Origin of the sequence: Allomesorhizobium aridi (assembly GCF_043769475.1) — a bacterium.
In the GTDB taxonomy this organism is placed as follows: Bacteria; Pseudomonadota; Alphaproteobacteria; order Rhizobiales; family Rhizobiaceae; genus Allomesorhizobium.
The window spans coordinates 44,527-65,384 of record NZ_CP171728.1; the positions used below are offsets into that span (position 1 = coordinate 44,527).

Genomic DNA, 20,858 nt, shown 5'->3' on the forward strand with positions numbered 1-20,858 from the left:
CAGCAGAAACGGCTCCGCCGATTCTCGATCGCTCCATTCTCAAATTAAGTGCAATACGTCGCCTCGAATTCTCAAATAAAGTACACATTCTCAAAATTAGATGCAAAGCTAAGCCTCTGAAATCATTGACTCTGCGTTCTCATGATTAACTGCCAAGCGACACAAGGGTTTGCCACCAGACCCACCGAGAGGCGTATCTGTCAAAGCCGTCCAGGCGGCCAGTTGCCGAAAGCTGCCAGTTAGTCGTTGGCTTCCGGCGGCAGGAAGTCGACCTCGTGCTCCGCGGAGACTTTCACCACTTCCGCCGGATCGGAAAGATTGTCCAGCTTGCCGAACAGTTCCTCTAGCATGCGCGCTGGCGAAACCAAGAAGAGCGCGCGAGTCGGCTTGTCGGACTTGTTGAAATAGCCGTGGGGGATGCCCCGCGGCATGCGTACGAGATCGCCGGCTTTGGCCTTCACCCACTGCCCGTCGAGCTTGAGGTCCAGTTCCCCTTCCTGCACGAGAATGATCTCGTCCTGCGTCGGGTGGATGTGGACCGGGACGAACTGGCCCGGCTCGCTGTTTGTCTCGAAGGCAAAAGTGCTCTCGCACGCCGCCTTCGGGAAATAGACCTGGCCGAGGATGTTCCAGGTCTTGCCGTTGAACCCCGTGCCTTCGCGGGTAATGCCTTTGTCGAGCGCTGCGCTCATGGTCTTTCTCCCGATGCGGTTGTCCGCAGGCGTCTCTCTTGCGGAGGCATAGCTGCCCACGGACAAGACTAATCCTGTTCGCCCGTTATTCTATCCAATTGACGAGCTAACGCCTGTGCCAATGTTGGCAGGTGCATCTCCGAGCGAAACAACAATCTTTTTCAAGGGCTTTTTGCCGCTATGGCGCACGTGCCGCGATGCGAACCCTGCGGCGATCATACTGGTACTGACCGCACAAACGCGGACGTGCCTCGCCTGTGTGGCGTATTCAGAATGTGATTCAGCATCGAAAGTTGACCAAGCCTAGCATGGAGTGAAGCGGTTGATTTCTTGCGCTTTCGCCCGGAGGGGATGGGTCACGATCAGCGCCGACGATGACCGGCTCGCAAGCGCATTGCCCAGCCCTTTGGTCTCGGCTCGCGGAACTATGGCCAAGCACCCTGACCGGAGTGATTCCGATGGCCGCCAAACGCTTATCAATCGCCGCGTCTTTAGCCTTCGCCTTGGCGCTCCGGTGGAATGCGTTCGAGATCGCAGAAAATGGCCAGTTTGGTGGTCGACGGCAAGAAGCTGCCGGTCTGCAGCGCGCCCCATATTGGTCGGTGCGCAGGCTCAAGCTGCACCCTGAAGGCGGACATCAAAATAAAGCAGGCAAGACGGCTACTTTGCGCTCGATCTGGACGCCACGAATTCAGCTGCGCCGAGCTTGGTCCCCAGCAACAAAGCCCGCATGACGCGCGGTCCACACCGCCGAGTGCGAGACGTGTTCGGTCCCCACGACGACTAGCGACTTCATTTGTGGGTGGAAAGCGCACGCCGCGCGCAACCATCTGCTGCAGGAAGGCGGCTGTCATGATCTCCGTGGTAAGGTGTTCGCCAGGAACCTTCCTGTTGCCGCGATTGGCCTCCGGATGCCCGTTCGGGAGCAATACGGCTCGGCACGCGCCTGAATGCCAGAGCGGCTGGTGCAAGCTTGGTGAAGCTGAAACGACCAGATCACTTGGTCGGTTCGCGATGGACTGCCACAGTTTCTCATTCAATTGCGCGGCGGACGGTCCCAACTGCCGCATCGACATCCGTTTTGCTGTCCCCCAGCGCTTTAAGGACAGCTGCCCCCAGGAGCAGGCTGGATTCCGTTGCTTCAGGCATTACAGTTGTCGCGCCTTTCTGCAGCAGGTCTTGAACATGCACATGGTGACGCGCCCGGACAATGACCGGGAGGTCCGGCAGTTTACGTCTCAGCGCCATAAGAACCGACTTGGCGGCCTTAGGGTCGTCCAGCGTGATCACCATGGCCTTCGCGCTATCGATTTTGGCTGCGGCAACCATTTCCTCCTGCGAAGCGTCGCCATAAAAGACCGGCAGGCGTTCTTTCCGGGACTGCTCCACGTTTTTGGCGTCGAGGTCGACTGCAACCCACCGGTATCCGCGCTCGTCGAGCAATTTGCCGACCATCTGGCCGACCCGCCCAAACCCGGCGATGACAACATGGCCCGAGTCAGCTTCGATCTCTGCCTGCAACTGAGGTTTGCCCGGTAGCCCTCGGCGGTCAAGCTGGCTCTGGGCCGCTCGACCGGCCCGGCCGAGAAGTGGCGTTGTAGCCATGCTGACGGCGACGACGGCAAGCAGGAACTGACCAGTCCCAATCGATAGCGACGCGGTGCCCATCGCGAGGCTGAACAACACAAAAGCGAACTCGCCGCCTTGGGCAAGGTGCAGGCCAGCGCTTGCAGCGAGCGGCAGCGGCAACCCGAAGGCCCGGCATAGACCGAAAACCAGCAGCGCCTTCACGGCAATGAGCGCGACCACGGCCAACAGGATCCAGTGGAGCTGAGGCAAGACGACCCGCAGGTCTACCAGCATCCCGATCGAGATGAAAAACAGGCCAAGCAGGATGCCTCTGACCGGCCGGATATCGGCTTCGATCTGGTGGCGGTACTCGGTGCCGGCGAGCATGAGACCGGCGAGAAAGGCGCCCAAGGCCATTGATAGATCGGCCTCAGCGGTGCCCCAGGCCGTCCCGAGCACCACCAGCAAGGTGGCGGCAACGAAAAGCTCCGCGTTCCCCGTGCCAGCGATGACGCGATAAAGCGGACGGAGCAGCAGGCGTCCCGCGGCAAGCAGGACGACCAGGGCGACGGTGGCCTTGAGGCCCGCCTGGGCGAGTGTCCAAGCCAGTTCCTCGGGCTCCTCACCCAGCGCTGTGACAATGGCCAGGCCTGGAACGAGCGCAAGATCCTGCAAGAGCAGAACGGAAAGAATGACCCGTCCGAGATGACTGGATAACTCACCGCGTTCCGAGAGCAGGCGCAATACGAAAGCCGTCGATGAGAGCGAGAGCGCCCCGGCGATTATCGCCGCTTGTCCAATCGTACCTCCGAACGCGAGAACTCCGGCTCCTATGGCAGCACCCGTTACGGCAACTTGTGCCACGCCAAGTCCAAACACATATCTCGCCATGGTGCGAAGGCGGTCGAGCGACAGCTCCAGCCCGATCGCAAACAGCATGAACACAATGCCGAGCTCGGCGAGCCGATGCGTTCCCTCAACCTCGCTCACCAGCCCAAAACCGTATGGACCGATAACAAGACCAGCGATCAGGTAGCCGATGACCGCATCAATGCCGAGCCTGCGCACCAGCGGCACAACCACGATAGAAGCCAAGAGAAAGACGACCGCGTCGCGCAGGATAGAATAATCGTGAGGAACGCTTTCGGGCATGATGCATCGGCTCCAACGGCGAGACTTCGTTCCTGTTCGGCCGTGGCCCACGCCTTCGGTCACATCGTCGCCGGCACGGATCGAACGTATCCACCGATTATCACGCAGTTTCCACCGCCGGAACCGGCCGTCCCCTTCCCAACTCTGTCCCACTGCGTTGCAACCGCGTGCACGACATGGCCGAATGATGTCTAACGGCCGCTTTTTTGACCCTTGCCGTCGCGCTCGTTACGCCTGTTGAAAGTCGGCTCTGCGCCTCAATGTCCGCCGTAAAAGATCAGCTTGGCGGCTTCCTGAAAGCAGACATCGCCGGTGACCACGCTGGAGGTCGTGGTTGCGCCATTTCGCGACATTCATGACACTTCTCAAAAGCAGCCCTTCGCGCAACTGCTCGAGTCGACACCACAGCGGACGCTTGTTTTCGCCCCGTTGCGGCAGCTAGAGCGAGTCGACGACCATCCTGATGAGTTCATCTTCTTCGCTTGGGACTCCCTCTGCTAGCCGAGCCGCCGCAACAAAGGGCAACCACGCGAAGATGTCATCGGTCCGCCCGATGCGCCGACCGGAGTGGTCGCGCCATTTCCGGGCGTTCGCGAGTGCCGCCACCAATATCGCCTTTTCGACCCCTCTCGGACCTTCTGCCTAAGAAGTTGAAGTCCAAGCCTGACCTGTGCGGCCAATTGGGGACAGGACTATGCAAGCCTCTTCCCAAGCTGCTCAATCCAGTCTAGTCGCGACCAGCTTGCCGTCCATCATCATCGGGATGATTGCTAGCTTCTTTTCTTCCAGGAATTCCAGATCGGCGCTGCCTTGATTGAGGTCCAACAGCTGCTCGACCTTTCCATCCGGATGAATGCGAAAGAGCGCTCCTGCGACCCAATCGGTTACGAGCCAATTCCCTGCCCCGTCCGATTCTAGACCATCCAGATTTCCAACAGGCTCGCCAGACCCGATGTCAGAGATCGATTTCGTGTTCAGGTCGATCGCGATCAGATGGCCGGGTGTCTTGGACGAAAAATCCGGCTGGATATCGCGACCCCAGCCGGCGACGAGGAGGCGACCATCTTCGACGCGCAGACCATTCGGGTGCAGCAGGTTCTCGCTCTCGAGCCAGACTGAGAGAGCATCCTTGTCCAGAACATAAATCCTGTTCGTCAGCATGTCGGAGGCAAAGACACGACCCGCCTCGTCGACAGCAGGATCATTGAGGAACTGAGCGCCTTCTGCAGGCCACGTTCCAGTGATCTTACCGCTCTCTACGTCGACGGCCATTAGCCGATCGATGTCGGTGACGAAAAGCGTGTCGCCTTGCATCACCAATCCCTTGGGCGCATCAAAGCCGCTCACCCACTCGGCTGCCTGCAGCTTGCCGTCCGGCGAAACCTTCGAAAGGTATCCGACCCCATCCTTGCCGGCGGGTTCGCCAACAATGTTGGAGACGTAGAAGACGTTCCGCTTGGCATCGAAGAGCACGCTCTCGGGGGCCTTTAAGCCGTCAAGCGACCAGACCTCCTCCGCTGACGCAGGTGAGCCTGCCACTCCTAGTAGTAGGACAGAAAATAAAACTGACTGCAGCTTGCTCATGATAACCTCCCTATGTTGTTTGCCCGATGTGTTCATGTAAAGAGCAACCGGACATTGCGCCCGGCGAGTTTTTTGCAAAGCTTGCGGTTGACGCTTCAATTTCTCTGACAAGTCCATGTGCCAAGCGATTTATGCCTAGCCTTGTCAGCTTTATAATTCCCCAGATGTTTGCCAGTTCCAACGTCAACTGTCCTTGGAAGTCGTATTGTGGACTAAGAGCGCTGGACATCCCGTGACGCTGTAGTCGGGGCGGCGCGCGACAGGCGAAGGAAGACAAGTGTGGAAAGCCGCCTTCCGTTACGCACCATCTGAACCAACGTGTTGCGCCAGAGAACTAAACCGCTCGCGCGGTAGGGCGCGGCGGCCATAATCCCGGTCATTCGTGGCGCAATCCGCAGCGGACATTGCTTTTGCTGCCTCGTATGGCGGGCAACGCGAGAGCGCCATGTCGCGGACCACCGCCCTGCCGAACTTGTACACCGTCCCCGCGCGTGCTATCGGTAGGGATGCGTGTACTATTCGCATTTTGCGCGTTGGCTGTCGCCTCGACACCGGCAGACGCGGGCGATGCGTTGTTCGACGCCATCTCCGCCGGCAACAAGGCCGCCGTCGAGCAAGCATTGGCTGGCGGTGCCGACGTCGACAACCGAGCTCCTGATCAGGCAACCCCCTCATCAAGGCTGCGCTCGACGGCCAACTCACCATCGCGGAATTGCTGCTGAGCAAAGGCGCCGACGTCATGGCGCGCAATTCGGGTGGGTTCACCCCACTACACGCGGCGGCCTTTTCCGGAAGCCTCCCGATCGCCAAGCTGTTGCTCGAAAAAGGGGCGGTGCTCGAAGACTCCGCCAACAAGTCTGGCGTCACCCCGTTAATAGTGGCGGGTGAGGAAAACCACGTTGAACTCGCAGAATTCCTCATCGCGCAAGGTGCCGATGTTAACCATCCCGAGGGACATGGCTACTGGCCAACCACGCGCGCGTTCTGGAAGGGCAATACGGACATTATAAAACTATTCAAACGGCATGGCGCCACGTGCCAGGCCAATATCCTTGGAGCGGCGAACACTGCGAAGTGCGAAGCTATCCACGATTGAACGGAGAACGCAGATGAGCATAGCGATCACGAGGAGACTGGTTCGCAATCCGGCGTCGGCAGCCGTGTGTGCGCTCACCCTGATGGCCGGTGCAGGCTCCGCTTTCGCCGACGACTCGGTGAACACTGGCTATTTCGGCGGCGTGGCGATCATGGGCTACGACACCGTTGCTTATTTCACTGACGGCAAGGCGGTGAAGGGCTCCGAAAAGTACTCCTACGAATGGTTGGGGACGCCTTGGCATTTCGCCAGCAAGGAACACCAGCACATGTTCATGAGCGAGCCTGCCAAATACGCTCCTCAATACGGTGGGTATTGCGCCGGCGAAGTCGCCAACAACGAATCCGTCACCGTCAATGTCGATCCGGAAGCGTTCAAGATCATCGATGGCAAGCTCTACCTGATCTACGACGAAGGGAACGCGGCCGCTTTTGCGGACAATGCCGATGATTTTGTTCCGAAGGGCGATGCTAAATGGCCGGTCGTCGAAGCAAAGTTGGCAGTCGACGAGCCGGATTGGAACTTGATCAATAACCCCTGACACTTGCGAGCTCAATTCACTGTCACGAAGTGAAACACCTTACCTGAATTGACGTAGGAATATTCCTCACCGGGACCATCGCTGCGTTTGTAGACGGGACCACACTCGGGGCGTCCAAACGAATTCTCGCTCTGCTCACATAAGACGTCATGGTCGACGTAGACTCTTAGCGTGAGCATTCGCGTCATCGTACGGAAGCCCGCTGTGCCATCCTGTGCGACCTGCATGATGGCAGGTTGACGATCGGGCTCGAGCTGACCCTGCAGTGTATGGCCCAGGACGAGAGAAGCGATCTCTGCGCCGTTCAACCGGTTCTGTTCGTCGGCGGTGAAGTTGAAAGGCCACTCGGGCAAGCCTGCTTGGCGCATGGCGTCGATGATCAGAGCTAAATCCTCAGCGTTGCGCAAACTGGCATAAAAGTGTCGCCACGCAGCTAAGGACCGCCGCCGAGCAGGGGATTCGGACCTCGACGTCACGCGGAGGCCCTCGGCGATTGCCGCTTTTGCATCCTGCAAACGGCCGGCGCGAGCGTATGCCGCTGCGAGCAGAATCCGAAAACCACCATCCGCCGGCGCATCGTCGCGGGTACGCTCGAGAAGTCTCGATGGCCTTCGCGGTGTTGCCCTGAAGGAGAAAGACGAGACCAGCGATTTCCCGGTCCATGGGGGGCAGATTGGGATCGAGCTTCAATGCCGTCTCGACGGCATTCGCCGCCTCGGCGTGATTGCCAGCGAACAACTGCACGTATCCGAGGGCTATATGAGACCCAGCGTCTCCCGCGCCTATTGCAACGGCCCGCTTCGCCGAGGCGATCGCTTCGTCGTAATGGCGATCGATGACCTGCATGATGCCTAGAAGGGCATAGGGCGATGAAAGGTCCGGATCGAGTTCCAATGCCTTGCCTGCCTTTTCATAAGCTCTCTTTCTCGCAAGCGCACTCTGGGTGATGTCATCGAAGCCAGCCCGCCAAACATAGACACTCGTGCGTGCGTCGGCCGCGAAGGCTTCAGCGAAGGCGGTGTCGACTTCCTCCGCCTTTTCATAGAGCGCAAGTGCTTTCCTCAGACCTGAGCCCCCACCGGAGCGAGCCGCCTGCTCGGCGCGCAGGTAGTAATCGTAGGCTTCAAGATTGGAAGTCGGCGGGCGTGCCATCCGCTCGCTCTCCGTAGCAGAAGCTTGGACGCCGAGCGCCTTGGCGATTTCCCGGCTCATCTCGTCCTGGACGGCGAACACGCTGGCCATGCCGCGGTCGAACCGGCTCGCCCACAGATTGTCGCCAGTTGCCATATCGATGAGCTGCGCGTTCAAACGGATTTGATCGCCGGCTCGGCGGACACTTCCTTCAACCACAAAGCGGACGCCAAGATCGCGTCCGACATCGGCCAAGACGGGGGGCTTTCCCTTGTAGGCGAATACCGAGTTGCGGGCGATGACATCGAGACCTGAAAGCTTGGCAAGATCGGTAATCAAGTCGTCGGTGATGCCGTCGGCAAAATAGTCCTGGCTCGGATCACCACTCAGGTTTGCAAATGGCAGTACCGCAACGGATGGTCGTTGAAGCGCGGACGGCCTCTGCCAGGCAAAGATGCCTACAACCAAGGCGATCAACAGGACCGCCGCGATTCCTGCCAAAATCATGATCCAGGAGCCCGGCCGGTGCGGCGCGGCCACAATCTTTCCCGATTGTCCGGGAGCTAGCAGAACCCGATAGGCGCGAACCGGATCGGCGATATTCTTGAGGCGCTGCTCTCCGAGGTCCGCAAAGCCGACATCCACTTTGTGCACCGCGTGATCGAACGCCGTCCCGGAGATGCAAATTCCGCCGGGCTCTGCGATCGCCTGCAGACGGGCGGCGATGTTTACCCCGTCGCCGTAGATATCGTCACCCTCAACAATGATATCACCGAGATTGACGCCAATGCGAAGCCGGATTTGCCGGGCTTCGACGGTGCCCTTGTTGCGGTCGGCCATCCGGCGCTGGATCACAGCAGCACACTGGACGGCATCGACGACGCTGGCGAACTCAACGAGCGCGCCGTCGCCCATGAGCTTGATCATGCGGCCGTGGTGCTTCTTGATCTCGGGGTCGATCAGTTCACGACGGCAGCTCTTCAGTCCCTCGAGCGTGCCTACCTCGTCCTCGCCCATGAGGCGGCTGTAGCCAACCACGTCGGCAGCAAGTATTGCCGTAAGCCGTCGGTCCATACGTGCCGTGCGCCTTCCCTGGTCGGTCGTAGCAGCTTTGCCTTTCACCCTATTCTAGTCCTGCTTCGGACGCGAGTGTGCGCGACCGTGCTCTAACTTTAGCTCTAGCTATAGCTATAGCTATAGCTATGGCTAGAGGATGGCGGGGTTACTCGGTATACGCAACGCGCCGGTCCTCCCATCCACGAGTTCTGAACGGAATGCTCTCCCGACAAGATGTCCGCTTAGGCCATCAGCGCCAGCTTGGCTGAGCGTCCGCTTTGGAGACGCCGAAATGCGGTGGGAATGACCGGATTGGGTCACAGGCGTGCGTTGGGCCGGTGGCATCTCAACTTCCGCAATGGGTCGATTCAGGCGGTACAGCGAACGACCAGTTTTGAGACGGGCCATGAATGTCGCGAAATGGCGCACAACCGACGGCCATCCTCGAACTGCAAATTCCGGTTCGGACAGCGTTTCGATCTGCTGAGCGCTACAGGTCGCCCGATCGCGATGCTGCGGCAACTGCGTTGGGGAAGCTGAACGCGCTATCGATAGAGGAACCCGGGAGTAAGGCCCATCCGGACACAAGCCTGGGATGGAGGGGCAGTCCTGAGCGGTACCCTGTCAGCGATGCCCGCCAGCATGACGACGGCAGCGCGTTGTGGCGGCGAGAGCCTCAGATGGCCGAGATCCAGCTGGTCGCGCAGGCCGGCTGGCAAGAGATCGATCGCGGCACGGATCAGCAGGCGCTGAAGAGGACGGAGCGGGCGCGGAAGTATAGGCGCACTGCGCATGATCGACAGAAATTCGAAGATGATTTCGGAGCGCTCGAGTTGCGGCCCGGTGCGAGCCAGCAACGCCTGCCACTCCTCCAGCGATTTCGGTGCGCCGAGGGCACCGTAGAGCTGTGCCGAAACCCAGCTTTCCGCGAAAGCCTGTGAGCGCTCTGCTTCGGACAGCGGCGTCACGTAGCGGCTATAAGCCTCGATGAACCCGTAGCAGGCGGTCGCCTGAACCCAATCCAGAAGACGCGCGTCATTGGCATGGTAGGGGGTGCCGTCCGGTGTCACCCCGCTTATTCTGTCATGGAGGCGCACCACGCGTTGGATCATATTCTCGGCGGCGCTCCGCGGTCCGTAGACGGTCATCATCGCGGCCGCGCCGGTGCGGCGCAGACGCATCACCGCATCCTTCCGGAACGAACTGTGATCCCACACGCCCGAACGGACAGACGGCTCGGCAAGTTCGAGGATGACGGCTGCGACGCCGCCGACGAAAAGTGAAACCGGATTCTTGAAGACCCGCCAGGAGACAGAGTCCGCCCGGACAAGTGCAGGCTCGCCCCGTGGACGGGAAAAATCGAACTCCAAGCCGGGCGGGGGCTGCATAATCGTCCCCACAGACTCCATTGCCCGATTGAATATCGGAGCCACTTTCGGGGGTGCAGCGCGCATGAGTAAGGCCATCAGCCTTCGCTACTCGGCGTCTTTGTTGCAGGCCGGGACTTGCGGCGTTTTCGCGGAGGAGGCGTAGCTGCCGACTGCCGTTCGGCTTGATAGACGATGTATGCGGCATAGGCCAATACAGCGAGAACAAACAGGCGGATTATGGTAGCTCACTCCCGTTTCCTGCCCAACGCGGACGTCAACATGATAGTTCCCGAACACACCGGGAACTACACAGCGCGGCTGGCGCGCGCTACCCTCATTGGGATCTCTGCTCCCACAGGGCCGCCCGTCTACAGCTTGCGGTAAAAATCGGCCAGACCGTCAACTTCCTCGACCCGGATGTCTGAGCTGACGTTGCCGATCCGCGTCTAGAGCACGAAGAAGTCGTCCGCGGTCAATAATGTGCCTGGGTCAATGGCGGCGAACTTGACAGCCTTCGCGCCGCCCTCCGCTAAATCAGAGCGCCAGTTGTCTCAAATTCCCTGACGACGGACAGCCCGCCACGGTTCGTCCTGGCCGCTTTCTATATTTCGTGGGTTGCTTGGTGGCCGCATACCTTGCACCGGTATTGATCGTCCTCGGTGCTACTGTCCCTTGGCTCCAATGGTGATTGTTCGGATCGTTTAATCCAGCATACGGGGCATTGGTACGTTTCATCGATGATTGGTCGGTAGGATTCAAATCGAGAACTAGCGCTCGACGCTTCATCTAGCTCCGTTTGCAACTTCGCTCTATGTTCATCGAGCAAGGCGATTGCCCGTTCCAACTCGGTCGCCCGCTGGTGCTCAGCAGAAGCGATGTCGCGCGCTTCATATTTGAGCGTCATCCTGAAATCGGTCATCTGACGCAACTCGTGCTGAGTTGATGCACGGCTCCCAAGACGTAACGGCTATTCCCGCACTTCGGTTTCAAATGGCGAGTCCTAAAATAGGCCCGACCGAAAGGAGCATCGTCGGCCGGGCCCTTTAGTTGTTCAGGACGTACATTAGGCAACTCGAATGCACCAACGCTCGGCAAAAGAGAACCAACGATCTGCCCACCCGTTTTTCGGGTGACCCGTTTCCACAGGACGGGTGAATCGAGCCCGGGCGGGCGTTCCCCTCACACCTCCTTCCGGGCTCGGCTTTGTAGGTGCTGCGGCCATGGCGCTCTACCATTTTGACATGCGCGACGACGACCGATTCTATCCTGACGACCAAGGGACTGAACTGGACGGAGGGATAGCTGCCGCTCGCATCGTGGCATTCGCCACATTGACCGATTACATCCAAGGACGCCTTCCTGAGACCGACAGCGCCCGCCGCGTAGCAGTGGAAGTTACCGACGGAGATCACAAGCCCTTGATGGCTGCAGTTGTCACCGTTGAGCTTGTGCCCGCCTACAGCGAGCTGCCCGGTTAGTTTTTCGTGGGATTCTCTTTGCGGACCTCGTGCTCCGCGCCAATCACCTGAAGGCGTGCGAACTCGTGCCGCTCGTAAAGCTCCAGGTAGCGCTTGCGGCCGTCTCTGCTTTGCCTACGGAACGTGTCATCCATCCGCTCCGCGAGCCACTGGCGCTTGTGCTCGATATACCAGATGGACTCTTCCACTGTCAGGCCGACAAGCGTCAGCCGGCCTTTGCTGTCTGTGGTAAGGGCACGGTCCCGCGTCAACGCTTCCTCTTCGCCTGGCGTGAGTTCTAGCGGCACGTCCATCAATTCCGCCCTCCCATGTCGCGCGGATTTGCCGATAGTGGCAGGAACCCCTTGGAAATCAACGGTAGCGCCCCGCGGGCTTTTTGCACACCGCAGAACAGGCGATGATCCGCATGCCCCTGCTGCGGAGGCATCTCCTTCCCTCCACCTCCCCTTAATAACCGCCGCTACCCATGCCGCCACTATTCCCGTTCGATGTGGAAGCGGCTGGCTGTGCGGGTGGAGCCTCTCCGCGTGGCCCTGTCGTGCAGGCGGTCAAAAGCAATACCGAAAGCAGCATGAAAAGGCGCTTATCGATGACCTCCCTTTGGCGGGCGTTCTCTATCGACAACGTTTCATATCCAACCATTATTCCGTGAAGGTTGCTCGCAAAGTGCGCCGCCACGGTTCACTATGGGCACCTATAACTTGCCGCTAAACTGATTGATTGATTTCATTGGTGCGCCCGGCAGGTGTCACGTGGCACTTAAACGTGAGAATGCGGCTGTTTCGATCACCTTAGGCAATTAATGTGAGAATGCCGAAGGCCGGGATTCTCAAATTAACTGCTAAGAGACCGTTTGAGAATTCGCTCTGGCGAGGCAGATGGCGTGGTTTTCGAGAACCGGAGCGCAGCGGACATTTGGGTCCGTGAGCACCGGAAGCGGAGAAAACTGCGTCGGGTGCCCGCCGGAGTAGAATTATCAAACGGTCCCTAAGGTATTAACCCTCAGGCCGCGCGATTTGGGCATTCGTTCGGCGCTGTGGCCGAGCCACAGCAGAAACGGCTCCGCCGATTCTCCGAGCGCTCCATTCTCAAATTAAGTGCAATACGTCGCCTCGAATTCTCAAATTAAGTACACATTCTCAAATTAGGTGCAAAGCTAAGCCTCTGAAATCATTGACTCTGCATTCTCATAATTAACTGCCAAGCGACACCTGGACACCGTCATCGCGCCCATCGCGAAGGCGACCGCGGTTTTGGCCCGCCTTGACGAGCGCGTGCGGACCAGCGCCGTACGCGACGGCTTTGTCGAACGCCAGAATTTTGCCGACGCGGCCGCCGCGCTCTGGCTCGAGGGCGAGCTCGTCCACCTCGAAGACCTGGTCCTGCACGACGCCCATATGGACATCCGCACCCCGACCCACGAGCTCACCCGCGCCCACGCCGTGCTGCGCGCCCGCCGCCGCATTTTTGCGCAAAAGCCCGCCTGGGCGCTCGGCCGCGACGGGTATTTGGCCCTGACCGGCCGCGGCGGCGCCATGCCGGCAGCGGCAGGCCAAAAAAGCCGGGAAGGGCAGGGGTTTTTGTCCCCGAAGCGGAAACGGATGGGGCGATGGAGGCGCAGGAGCCGGGCCTGCTGGCCCAAGAATTCGCCGAGATCGATGCCGTGCTGGCACGGTCATCGAAGATTTTGAGCGGCGCCGAGGCGCCGGCTCGAAAACAGGAAACGTCACTGCGTGACCGGCCGGACCTGGTCTACGATCTCGACTGGAATGAAGAAGAACGGCTGGCCGCATGGCAGGCCGTGCTCGCCGAGACGCGGCAATTTCCGTTGGTGCTGCGCGCCGCGATCCTGCTCGAGGCCTGGTCCGAGATCGAGGTGCTGCAGCACGCCGCCTGGCTCGGTCCGCTGTTTTGCGCCGCGCTGCTGCGCCAGGAGGGACTGGCCGCCCACCATTTCGCCTGCCTGCACCTTGGCGCCAAAAATGTTCCGCGCGAGCGGCGGCGAGCACGCAATCGCGGCGAGCGGCTGCTGGCTTTTCTCGATGCGATCCACGAGGCGGCGCTGGCCGGCCTGAAGGAGCACGACCGGCTGGGGCTGGCAAAAAACCAGATGGCGCGGCGGTTGCGCGAGCGCCGCGCCAGCTCAAAACTGCCCGACCTGGTCGAGCTGGTCCTCGCGCGCCCGCTGGTCTCCACCGGCATGATCCAGGAGACGCTAAAAGTGTCGAAGCAGGGGGCGCTCAATCTCGTCGGCGAGCTCAACCTGCGCGAGATGACGGGCAGGGGGCGGTTTCGCGCGTGGGGGGTGATTTGAGACCGAGGTTCTGATCGACGTCCCGGTGAACCCCACAACAAAGACATTCCTGTCCAGCCTCGGCACATCGTCGATATGCTCGATGCGGAGGCTTCTTGAGGGTTTACGACCACGACGACTGATCGCGCGGCAGCCGATGATCGGGATCATGGACCTCGACCCTGTCGCCTTCGACAAGATTGGCTGGAAAGATCACCAGATTGGTGCCGCCGGCATGACGCAGCGATGGAAACAGGATGCCGCGAAGCCCCGCGGTGATGACCAGGTTGGCGAGCTTCCACGATGGCGGTATCTTCCTGTCGATGCGGGCAATCTGACGCCAGGCACAATCCCATTCCTTCCAGGCGCCGTCCCAGGCGTTTGGATCGAACCCTTGCGAAAGGTCGGCGACTTCGGCAAGCCTGATCTTGTAGGCGGCAAGCGTTGCCGGCGGGGTGATGCTGGCACCCTGCTTGTACTCTTCAAGTGCCGTCTGAGGCGCACGCGACAGGTAGAGCGCTTCGACACCCGGCCGGTTGAAGCGGCCACCATCGATCGCCGCTCCTGCTCCACTGGTGGGCAGGAAAGCCCATTTGGGTGTCAGATAGCGATGGAAGATCTCGTCTGGACCGATACGGGTGATCTTCACCCGCGCGCCCCATTCTCGAGATCCCGGATGAAAGCCAGAACCGCCTCGGCATGACCTTCTGCGACGAGCTCGGCTGCTGTGCGATGGCCATAGTCGACGATCGGCTCGTTGCGATACCAGTAGATCGCCTTGTCGACGTCGCCGGTGAGTTCCGTTGCAGCCGAAATCACCTTCACCATCTCCCGCATTCTGCCCTGCAGGCGCTCCGACGAAGGATTGCGGAGCGTGTTGCGGTGAACGCCTGTCAGCTGCGCCAGATTGGCCACCTTCACACCAAGAGCCTTGGACAGGCGCCTTGGCGAGATATAGGGCGTGCGCGGCTCCTGAAGGCTGTCAACAAAGCCGGAAACCATTGCGGTGTGGGTCAGCTGGGCCTGGGTCATGGCAAACCTCCATATCGATCCTGCACAATATATGCACATAAAAACGCATATCAAGTGCATGTTATGATCCAGCACCGAGAGTTGACCCCATCCTAGGGTTGGATGAAGTAGTTGATTTCTTGCGCTTTGGCCTGAGGGGAGGGATCACGCTCGGCGCCGGCGATGACCAGCTCGCAAACGTATTTTCGGGTGAGCCAGCAACGGCTTAGAGCTCTCCTAGCTGGGGTCAATGTTCGGCGCTTGTCTACACCGTGCATCTGAGCGCGCGGTTCTGACCGGCCACAGCGGTCGGCCGACGTTTGCCTCTGGTGCGGCGTGTTCTTTTGCTAGGACCATCCGAAGGGGTCCGATCGCTACATCTGCGGAAGCCGCTCCAGATTGCCAATCGTTTTCATGTTGAGCTGCATACTGATTGCCTATTCGGCATCGGGCGGAGATGCTTCAATAGCCAGGACCTCTAAGCCCTCGATTTCTTGCATCACCTTCCCAGCGATGCCTTGCAAGTCGCCGTACATCCCAACGGTCGACTCGATCACGCCCTGGATCTGAGCCTCCCGCTTGGCCCACAGGCGTGTTGTGACCTTGCGTTCCCTGGCTAGGTCCTCCTGCATATCAGAAAACTTTTCGACAATCGCTTCGACGCGATGGCGGAACCGGGGACCGGTCAGATAGCCATAGACCTGCTCCATTTTGGTAGCCTGGCCGTCCTGGGCGAGGCGGGAGTTCGCCAGCTCGATCAGGGATTGCCGGAGCATGATCGCGACCGGAATCGCGCATTTGGCATGGGCGACATAGACCCCTTCCAGAAGATCGAAGGTTTCCACACCGGGGGGCAGCGCCTCCGAGATCATCAGCGCGATATCCGCTTTGGCGGCCCGTTGATCCGCCCTGAGCTTCCCCAGCCAACCCTGGCTCCAGTTTTTGGTGCGTTTCGATTCCCACAAAATGGCGCCGCATGGCTGGCCGGCTGGTCCCACAACGCGGTGCAGGACATCTCCACCGAACTCGCCCTTGGCTACCGGTTCAATGATGTCCATCGGGAACCGGCTGGCAATGAGGGACTCCAGTTCGAGCTCCAGAACCTCGCCCTGCAGCTGCTGGGAACCCTGTTCCGCACGGCGTTTCAACTCCTCAATCTGACGCTGCATGCCGGCGATCTGTTCTTCTTTTTCCGCAACCTTCATTTTGAGGCCGTCTTCGGCTTCGGACCGCGCCTTGACCCGAACGGCGTCCAACCCCTCCTGGATCTTTCTTTCGATGGTCAGCGCCATCTCGCGCTTCTCATCGTCAAGCGCACGCTGCTTTTTCAGGAATTCCGCCTGTTGCTGCTGGGCCTCGGTGAGCTTTTCGTCACGCGCCTTCAACGTCGCCTCCAGCTCGGCGAGCTTCTTGTCCTTGTCCTCCAGGTCCACCGACAGCAGCAGTTTTGCCTTGCGGGCCTCCTCGATCGCGATTCCGGCACGCTCAAGCTTAATTTTCTCGGCCACCTGATTGCCGATGTCCTCTTTGGCGGCGGCAATCTCCGCCTGCTGGCGCTTAAGCTCCTCTTCTCGGGCAGCCATCGATGCGTTGCTCTGCGCTAGCCGCATTTCGTATTCTTCGCGCGTGGCGGCAATCAATGGGGCCGCGAGCGACTCATTGAGCTTGATTTCCGTCTTGCAGCTTGGGCAGCTGACTGTCGGTTCATTGAGAATCCTGTCACCCTGCAGCATGGCTTTAGTGGGCTGGACGGTCATCTGCGCGCTGCCTCCCTGAGGAATCAGTTAAAGGACACGCCAGACTATATCTCGCCAGGCACATTCGAAAAAGAACAAAGGGTGAATTGAGGAGTTATCCCCGCCGCAAGGCCAAGGGAGGCGCCTCTTACACTTCTTTGTGGAGGCGCCTGCGCCAGCGGCGGCAATCGCGGCTTAGACTCGAAGCTGGTCGATTTCTCGACACGGGTATGTCCGAATGTCGAGATCGCGCCTAATCTCGGCCGTTGAGGGCAGCTTTGCCACCGCCTGGAAGCGGACATTTGTTGACGACCCTTCTGGAGGTCGCGGTCGCGCCACTAATGGTCATTCGCGACGTTTCTCAATAGCGGCCGTTCGCGCTGGATCAGGAGCCAACCCAACACAGTCCTTCCCGAAAGGAACTTGGAACGTCGGGGCCGTGGCTCGACTTCGCGTTTCCCAAGGGATGCCCGACCGCAATCAGTCTTAGGCCGGAGACGCCTCAAGGATGGAAATGGGTCCTTGGGTCTGAATCACTTGTTCAAGTCGTAGCCCGGCGGCGGCGAACAGGCTGGCATATTGTGCCTCCGTCCTCTCCAGGCCGCCGGTGACGGCGAGCATGACCACGTCGATTTCTTTAATCAGGTCCGGTTCGTCACCCGGCGGCACGAGCGTCTCGGCCACGAGCACCCTCCCGTTCGGCAGCACAGCCTTACGGCAATTTCGCAGGATTGCTGCAGCACGCCCATCATCCCAATCGTGAACGACCTTCTTGAGGAGGTAGACGTCACCACTGGGGACGCTCTCAAAGAAGTCACCGGCGACAAAATCGGTGCGCGGCAGGTCGCCTCCGGCACCCTGCTGTGCTGCCGCGACGCCCGAAGGCAGATCGAAAAGCACGCCGCTCAAATGCGAGTTGCGGGCCAGGATCGCCGAGAGAAGCTGACCATGTCCGCCGCCAACGTCGATGATCCGCTTGAACGGCCCGAAGTCATAGGCTTCGGCAACGGCCTCGTTGCTGCCTTGGCTCACGGCGACCATGGCACGCTGAAACAAGGCAGCCTGCTCGGGGTGTTCCGACAGCCAGTCAAACCTTGGGTTCCCGAACACCTTGTCAAAGGCTGGCATTCCTGTGCGGACAGAATACAGAAGCTGCTCGAAGGCAAGATAAGGCTCGCTGTTGGTCATACGCACGAAGTCACGAGGACCTGGCCGATCGGCGCGCAGCACGGCGCCAACCTCGGTCAACTCGAAATGCCGGGGCGATACTTCCCTGAAGACACCTTCAGCCGCGAGAAGTCGCATGACACGATAAAGCGCGTCAGCATCTGACCGAGTGGCAGCCGCCAGTTGATCCACCGACTGCTCGCCGGCGGCCAGGAGATCGGGGACGCCAAGTTCGATCACGACGCGCAGCGCCTGTGACACGGCGAACCCAGATCCTAGCAACCGGTCGTTGCTCGACGCGAAGCTGCCATCAGCACTCTGGGCCGATCTCAAGAAGGAAGGGCTGATGCGCGCCGATGCGCCGACGGCATAATACATGTCGCCCAAAAGTGCGCAGCGGTTTTGGGATAACGACATGCATCAAAACAGGCGCCGGCAGGCGTACGAAAGTCCCCGAGGCCGCTGGTCTGCAAAGCGCCCCATGCACGAACATGACGTAATCGCGGGAGCGGTGGCCACCAAAGCTGTGGCGGCGATGTTCGGAGCTCTAGCCGGCTGGCTGTCCCCCGATAGGATGAAGAACGGGCTCACGATGGACACCGGGCCCAGGCATCGAACGGAGGACAGCCATGGAGCAGTATATCGGTCTCGACGTATCCATGAAAGAGACGGCAATATCGATCCGGCAGGACGGCAAGAGGATTTGGCGGGGCAAGTGCGCGTCCGACCCGCAACTGCTCGCGGCGCTGATCCGCAAGCGCGCACCCGATGTGCGGCGGGTGGTATTCGAGACGGGGCCGCTGTCGGTGTGGTTCTACCATGCGCTGATGGCAGAGGGGCTGCCGGTGATCTGCATCGACGCGCGGCATGCCAAGGCCGCGCTCGACATGGCCGCGAACAAGACCGATGCGAACGATGCCGATGGCCTGGCACATCTGGCCGAGGTCGGCTTCTACCGAGAGGTTCGGGTCAAAGGTTTCGATAGCATGCTGATCCGCACGCTGATCACCGCGCGGCGCCAGCTTCTCAAGATGCGTTTGCAGATATCCAACCAAATCCGCGGATTGATGAAGACGTTCGGCCTTGTTGTGCCCAAGGGTGCCGGCAGCGTGTTCGAGCGCAACGTTCACGATCTTCTGCAGGGCGAAGCAAAGCTGGCGCGCATCGTCGTGCCAATGCTTCGGGCATGGAGCAATATCCGATATCAGATAGCAGAGCTGAGCAAGCAACTGGCCGCGATGGCTCGTGAAGACCAGCACTGCCGTCTGCTCATGTCGGTGCCCGGTGTCGGCACCGTCACAGCCACCGCCTTTGCCGCGGCCGTGGAGGATCCGGCGAACTTCAGAAACTCGCGCGCCGTGGGCGCATGGGTAGGCCTGACCCCGAGACGCTACCAGTCCGGCGAAGTCGATAATGACGGCCATATCTCGCGCCGTGGCGACAATCAGTTGCGCGGACTGCTATACGAAGCGGCCGCGGTCATCCTGAACCGGTCGACGGATACCAGCACCCTGCGAACCTGGGCGTTGGAGCTCAAAGAACGGCTCGGCTTCAAACGAGCCGCCGTGGCCCTGGCGCGCAAGCTGGCAGTGATCATGCATGCGATGCTCCGGACGGGCGAGCTGTTCGATCCGCACGGAGGAACGCCCGCCGCCTGATCCTGCAGACGCTCGACCACGACGATTTTCTTCAGGCCATTCAACCAATAGCGTTCTTACAGGACGCACCGAGCCGTCCCTGCCGGGACGTGGCTGAGATCATTCCGCGAAGCGGGAAGCAACTGCTTCGTTAAGCAGATTGCGCAACGAACATAGGAAGATCTCACCTGCGAAACTCATCCTGCGGCGATCTTTGCATCGACCGCGTAGACGACCCTGTACCCGGCATACGAACGAACGAGCATGAACAGAAAGGACGACTGCCTTGCACTCACCCCCTTGACGGCCGAGCGATTAGACGACCCGCTTCGCGGGAGGGTCGCCTGATTCTGAGATGGCGCGGTATTCATAGGCCTTGAGCGGGTAGAGACCGCGATCCGACCATGGAGTTCCCTTCAACGAGAGGAACTTGCCATGGCTACCTTGTCGACCGACGCTCCGATCACGCCACTTCGCCAGCGCATGCAGCAAGACATGCTGATGCGGGGCCTGGGACCGCATACGCAGCAGGACTACGTTCGCCATGTCCGGCGCTTCGCCGCGTTCCTTGGGCGCGCTCCCGACACCGCGACGACCGAGGACATCCGGCGTTTCCAGTTGCACCAGCATGAGAGCGACGTGGGCCCTGCGACGATCAACGGCGCGGTCTCAGCGCTGCGCTTCCTGTTCACGGTGACGCTGAGGCGGCGGGATCTGGGGCGCGCCCTGGTGGTCACCCGGTATCCGCGCAAGCTGCCCGAGGTGCTGAGCGTGGAGGAAGCGGCGCGGCTGCTCGAAGCGGCGCCAGGCATCAAGTACAAGGCCGCGCTCGGTGTCGCCTATGGCGCGGGCCTGCGCGTGTCCGAGGTCGCGCACCTCAAGGTCGACGACATCGACTCGACACGCATGCTGATCCGCGTCGAACAGGGCAAGGGACGCAGGGACCGCAACGCCATGCTCTCGCCGCAACTGCTGGAACTGCTGCGGCTGTGGTGGCGCGAAGGCAAGCGGCGCGGGGTGATGCTCCCGCATGGCTGGCTGTTCCCGGGACGCAGTTGCACCGATCCGATGTCCTCGCGGCAACTGCATCGCGCGGTCCAGGAAGCAGCCGAAGTCGCCGGCATCCGCAAGCGCGTCAGCCCGCACACGCTGCGTCACAGCTTCGCCACCCACCTGCTTGAGCAGGATGTCGACATCCGCGTCATCCAGGTGCTGCTCGGACACAGCAAGCTCGACACCACCGCCCTCTACACCAAGGTCTCGACCCGGACGATCCACGCGGTCGCAGGGCCGCTCGACCGGCTGATGGCGCTGATGGAAGGCAAGACGCCTCCCGGCTGAAGCG

General features: G+C 60.4%; 16 protein-coding genes and 2 pseudogenes. 7 read left to right on the plus strand and 11 right to left on the minus strand.

Going from position 1 to position 20,858, the window contains the following annotated elements; translation table 11 throughout:
* Positions 1–239: 239 nt before the first annotated feature.
* Positions 240–692: a cupin domain-containing protein gene (locus ACG873_RS00165; protein ID WP_394885910.1), complete on the minus strand. Its 453-nt coding sequence runs from the start codon at positions 690–692 to the stop codon at positions 240–242.
* 458 nt (positions 693–1,150) lie between these two features.
* Here ACG873_RS00165 and ACG873_RS00170 point away from each other — a divergent pair, with 458 nt between their 5' ends.
* Positions 1,151–1,426, plus strand: coding sequence for a hypothetical protein (locus ACG873_RS00170; protein WP_394885912.1), 276 nt, complete (start codon positions 1,151–1,153; stop codon positions 1,424–1,426).
* Between the two features lie 298 nt (positions 1,427–1,724).
* On the opposite strand, the gene ACG873_RS00175 is transcribed toward ACG873_RS00170, so the two are convergent.
* A complete protein-coding gene (locus ACG873_RS00175; protein ID WP_394885914.1) occupies positions 1,725–3,413 on the minus strand; it encodes a monovalent cation:proton antiporter-2 (CPA2) family protein in 1,689 nt (562 codons plus the stop codon).
* Positions 3,414–4,130: 717 nt separating this feature from the next.
* On the minus strand, positions 4,131–4,997 hold the full coding sequence (locus ACG873_RS00180; RefSeq protein WP_394885915.1) for an SMP-30/gluconolactonase/LRE family protein: 867 nt from the start codon (positions 4,995–4,997) through the stop codon (positions 4,131–4,133).
* Between the two features lie 506 nt (positions 4,998–5,503).
* Here ACG873_RS00180 and ACG873_RS00185 point away from each other — a divergent pair.
* Together ACG873_RS00185 and ACG873_RS00190 are read left to right on the plus strand one after the other, a co-directional pair.
* Positions 5,504–6,093: pseudogene (locus tag ACG873_RS00185) on the plus strand (ankyrin repeat domain-containing protein).
* Positions 6,094–6,106: 13 nt separating this feature from the next.
* Complete coding sequence (locus tag ACG873_RS00190; RefSeq protein WP_394885917.1) at positions 6,107–6,634, plus strand: YHS domain-containing (seleno)protein; 528 nt, start codon at positions 6,107–6,109, stop codon at positions 6,632–6,634.
* 11 nt (positions 6,635–6,645) lie between these two features.
* Here ACG873_RS00190 and ACG873_RS00195 read toward each other — a convergent pair.
* Both ACG873_RS00195 and ACG873_RS00200 read right to left on the minus strand, forming a co-directional pair.
* A pseudogene (locus tag ACG873_RS00195) lies at positions 6,646–8,839 on the minus strand (adenylate/guanylate cyclase domain-containing protein).
* A gap of 527 nt (positions 8,840–9,366) precedes the next feature.
* Positions 9,367–10,209: an oxygenase MpaB family protein gene (locus tag ACG873_RS00200; protein ID WP_394885918.1), complete on the minus strand. Its 843-nt coding sequence runs from the start codon at positions 10,207–10,209 to the stop codon at positions 9,367–9,369.
* A gap of 1,202 nt (positions 10,210–11,411) precedes the next feature.
* Between ACG873_RS00200 and ACG873_RS00205 the strand changes: the two genes are divergently transcribed.
* Entirely contained in the window at positions 11,412–11,669 is a 258-nt protein-coding gene (locus ACG873_RS00205; RefSeq protein WP_394885919.1) for a DUF6894 family protein, read from the plus strand.
* Here ACG873_RS00205 and ACG873_RS00210 read toward each other — a convergent pair.
* Both ACG873_RS00210 and ACG873_RS00215 read right to left on the minus strand, forming a co-directional pair.
* Complete coding sequence (locus tag ACG873_RS00210; protein ID WP_394885921.1) at positions 11,666–11,965, minus strand: hypothetical protein; 300 nt, start codon at positions 11,963–11,965, stop codon at positions 11,666–11,668. The genes ACG873_RS00205 and ACG873_RS00210 overlap by 4 nt on opposite strands.
* An 897-nt stretch (positions 11,966–12,862) precedes the next feature.
* Positions 12,863–13,066, minus strand: coding sequence for a hypothetical protein (locus tag ACG873_RS00215; protein ID WP_394885922.1), 204 nt, complete (start codon positions 13,064–13,066; stop codon positions 12,863–12,865).
* 212 nt (positions 13,067–13,278) lie between these two features.
* Here ACG873_RS00215 and ACG873_RS00220 point away from each other — a divergent pair, with 212 nt between their 5' ends.
* The gene (locus tag ACG873_RS00220; RefSeq protein ID WP_394885924.1) at positions 13,279–13,983 is read left to right on the plus strand and encodes an RHE_PE00001 family protein; all 705 of its coding nucleotides are present in this window, start codon (positions 13,279–13,281) and stop codon (positions 13,981–13,983) included.
* A gap of 103 nt (positions 13,984–14,086) precedes the next feature.
* Here the strand turns inward: ACG873_RS00220 and ACG873_RS00225 are convergent, their stop codons facing one another.
* The 4 genes from ACG873_RS00225 to ACG873_RS00240 form a co-directional block, all read right to left on the minus strand.
* Positions 14,087–14,611 carry an RES family NAD+ phosphorylase gene (locus tag ACG873_RS00225; protein WP_394885926.1) on the minus strand — a complete coding sequence of 175 codons (525 nt, stop codon included), beginning with the start codon at positions 14,609–14,611 and terminating at the stop codon, positions 14,087–14,089.
* Positions 14,608–14,994: a hypothetical protein gene (locus ACG873_RS00230; RefSeq protein ID WP_394885928.1), complete on the minus strand. Its 387-nt coding sequence runs from the start codon at positions 14,992–14,994 to the stop codon at positions 14,608–14,610. Before ACG873_RS00230 ends, ACG873_RS00225 begins: the two co-directional genes overlap by 4 nt.
* Before the next feature lie 416 nt (positions 14,995–15,410).
* On the minus strand, positions 15,411–16,730 hold the full coding sequence (locus tag ACG873_RS00235) for a DUF2130 domain-containing protein (RefSeq protein ID WP_394885930.1): 1,320 nt from the start codon (positions 16,728–16,730) through the stop codon (positions 15,411–15,413).
* Positions 16,731–17,195: 465 nt separating this feature from the next.
* Positions 17,196–18,254: a methyltransferase gene (locus ACG873_RS00240; protein WP_394885932.1), complete on the minus strand. Its 1,059-nt coding sequence runs from the start codon at positions 18,252–18,254 to the stop codon at positions 17,196–17,198.
* A 251-nt stretch (positions 18,255–18,505) separates the two neighbouring features.
* Between ACG873_RS00240 and ACG873_RS00245 the strand changes: the two genes are divergently transcribed.
* Both ACG873_RS00245 and ACG873_RS00250 read left to right on the plus strand, forming a co-directional pair.
* The gene (locus tag ACG873_RS00245) at positions 18,506–19,534 is read left to right on the plus strand and encodes an IS110 family transposase (RefSeq protein WP_394885887.1); all 1,029 of its coding nucleotides are present in this window, start codon (positions 18,506–18,508) and stop codon (positions 19,532–19,534) included.
* Between the two features lie 414 nt (positions 19,535–19,948).
* Positions 19,949–20,854 (plus strand): tyrosine-type recombinase/integrase, encoded by a 906-nt coding sequence (locus tag ACG873_RS00250; RefSeq protein ID WP_394885933.1) that lies wholly within the window; start codon positions 19,949–19,951, stop codon positions 20,852–20,854.
* Positions 20,855–20,858 lie beyond the last annotated feature (4 nt).

Excerpts from the sequence above, each read along its gene's own strand:
- ACG873_RS00180 (WP_394885915.1), bottom strand. The coding sequence starts at position 4,997 with ATGAGCAAGCTGCAGTCAGTTTTATTTTCTGTCCTACTACTAGGAGTG.
- ACG873_RS00230 (WP_394885928.1), bottom strand. The coding sequence starts at position 14,994 with ATGACCCAGGCCCAGCTGACCCACACCGCAATGGTTTCCGGCTTTGTT.
- ACG873_RS00200 (WP_394885918.1), bottom strand. The coding sequence starts at position 10,209 with ATGCAGCCCCCGCCCGGCTTGGAGTTCGATTTTTCCCGTCCACGGGGC.
- ACG873_RS00245 (WP_394885887.1), top strand. The coding sequence starts at position 18,506 with ATGGAGCAGTATATCGGTCTCGACGTATCCATGAAAGAGACGGCAATA.
- ACG873_RS00250 (WP_394885933.1), top strand. The coding sequence starts at position 19,949 with ATGGCTACCTTGTCGACCGACGCTCCGATCACGCCACTTCGCCAGCGC.
- ACG873_RS00190 (WP_394885917.1), top strand. The coding sequence starts at position 6,107 with ATGAGCATAGCGATCACGAGGAGACTGGTTCGCAATCCGGCGTCGGCA.
- ACG873_RS00220 (WP_394885924.1), top strand. The coding sequence starts at position 13,279 with ATGGAGGCGCAGGAGCCGGGCCTGCTGGCCCAAGAATTCGCCGAGATC.
- ACG873_RS00165 (WP_394885910.1), bottom strand. The coding sequence starts at position 692 with ATGAGCGCAGCGCTCGACAAAGGCATTACCCGCGAAGGCACGGGGTTC.
- ACG873_RS00215 (WP_394885922.1), bottom strand. The coding sequence starts at position 13,066 with ATGGGCGTCGTGCAGGACCAGGTCTTCGAGGTGGACGAGCTCGCCCTC.
- ACG873_RS00205 (WP_394885919.1), top strand. The coding sequence starts at position 11,412 with ATGGCGCTCTACCATTTTGACATGCGCGACGACGACCGATTCTATCCT.
- ACG873_RS00175 (WP_394885914.1), bottom strand. The coding sequence starts at position 3,413 with ATGCCCGAAAGCGTTCCTCACGATTATTCTATCCTGCGCGACGCGGTC.
- ACG873_RS00240 (WP_394885932.1), bottom strand. The coding sequence starts at position 18,254 with ATGTATTATGCCGTCGGCGCATCGGCGCGCATCAGCCCTTCCTTCTTG.
- ACG873_RS00235 (WP_394885930.1), bottom strand. The coding sequence starts at position 16,730 with ATGACCGTCCAGCCCACTAAAGCCATGCTGCAGGGTGACAGGATTCTC.
- ACG873_RS00170 (WP_394885912.1), top strand. The coding sequence starts at position 1,151 with ATGGCCGCCAAACGCTTATCAATCGCCGCGTCTTTAGCCTTCGCCTTG.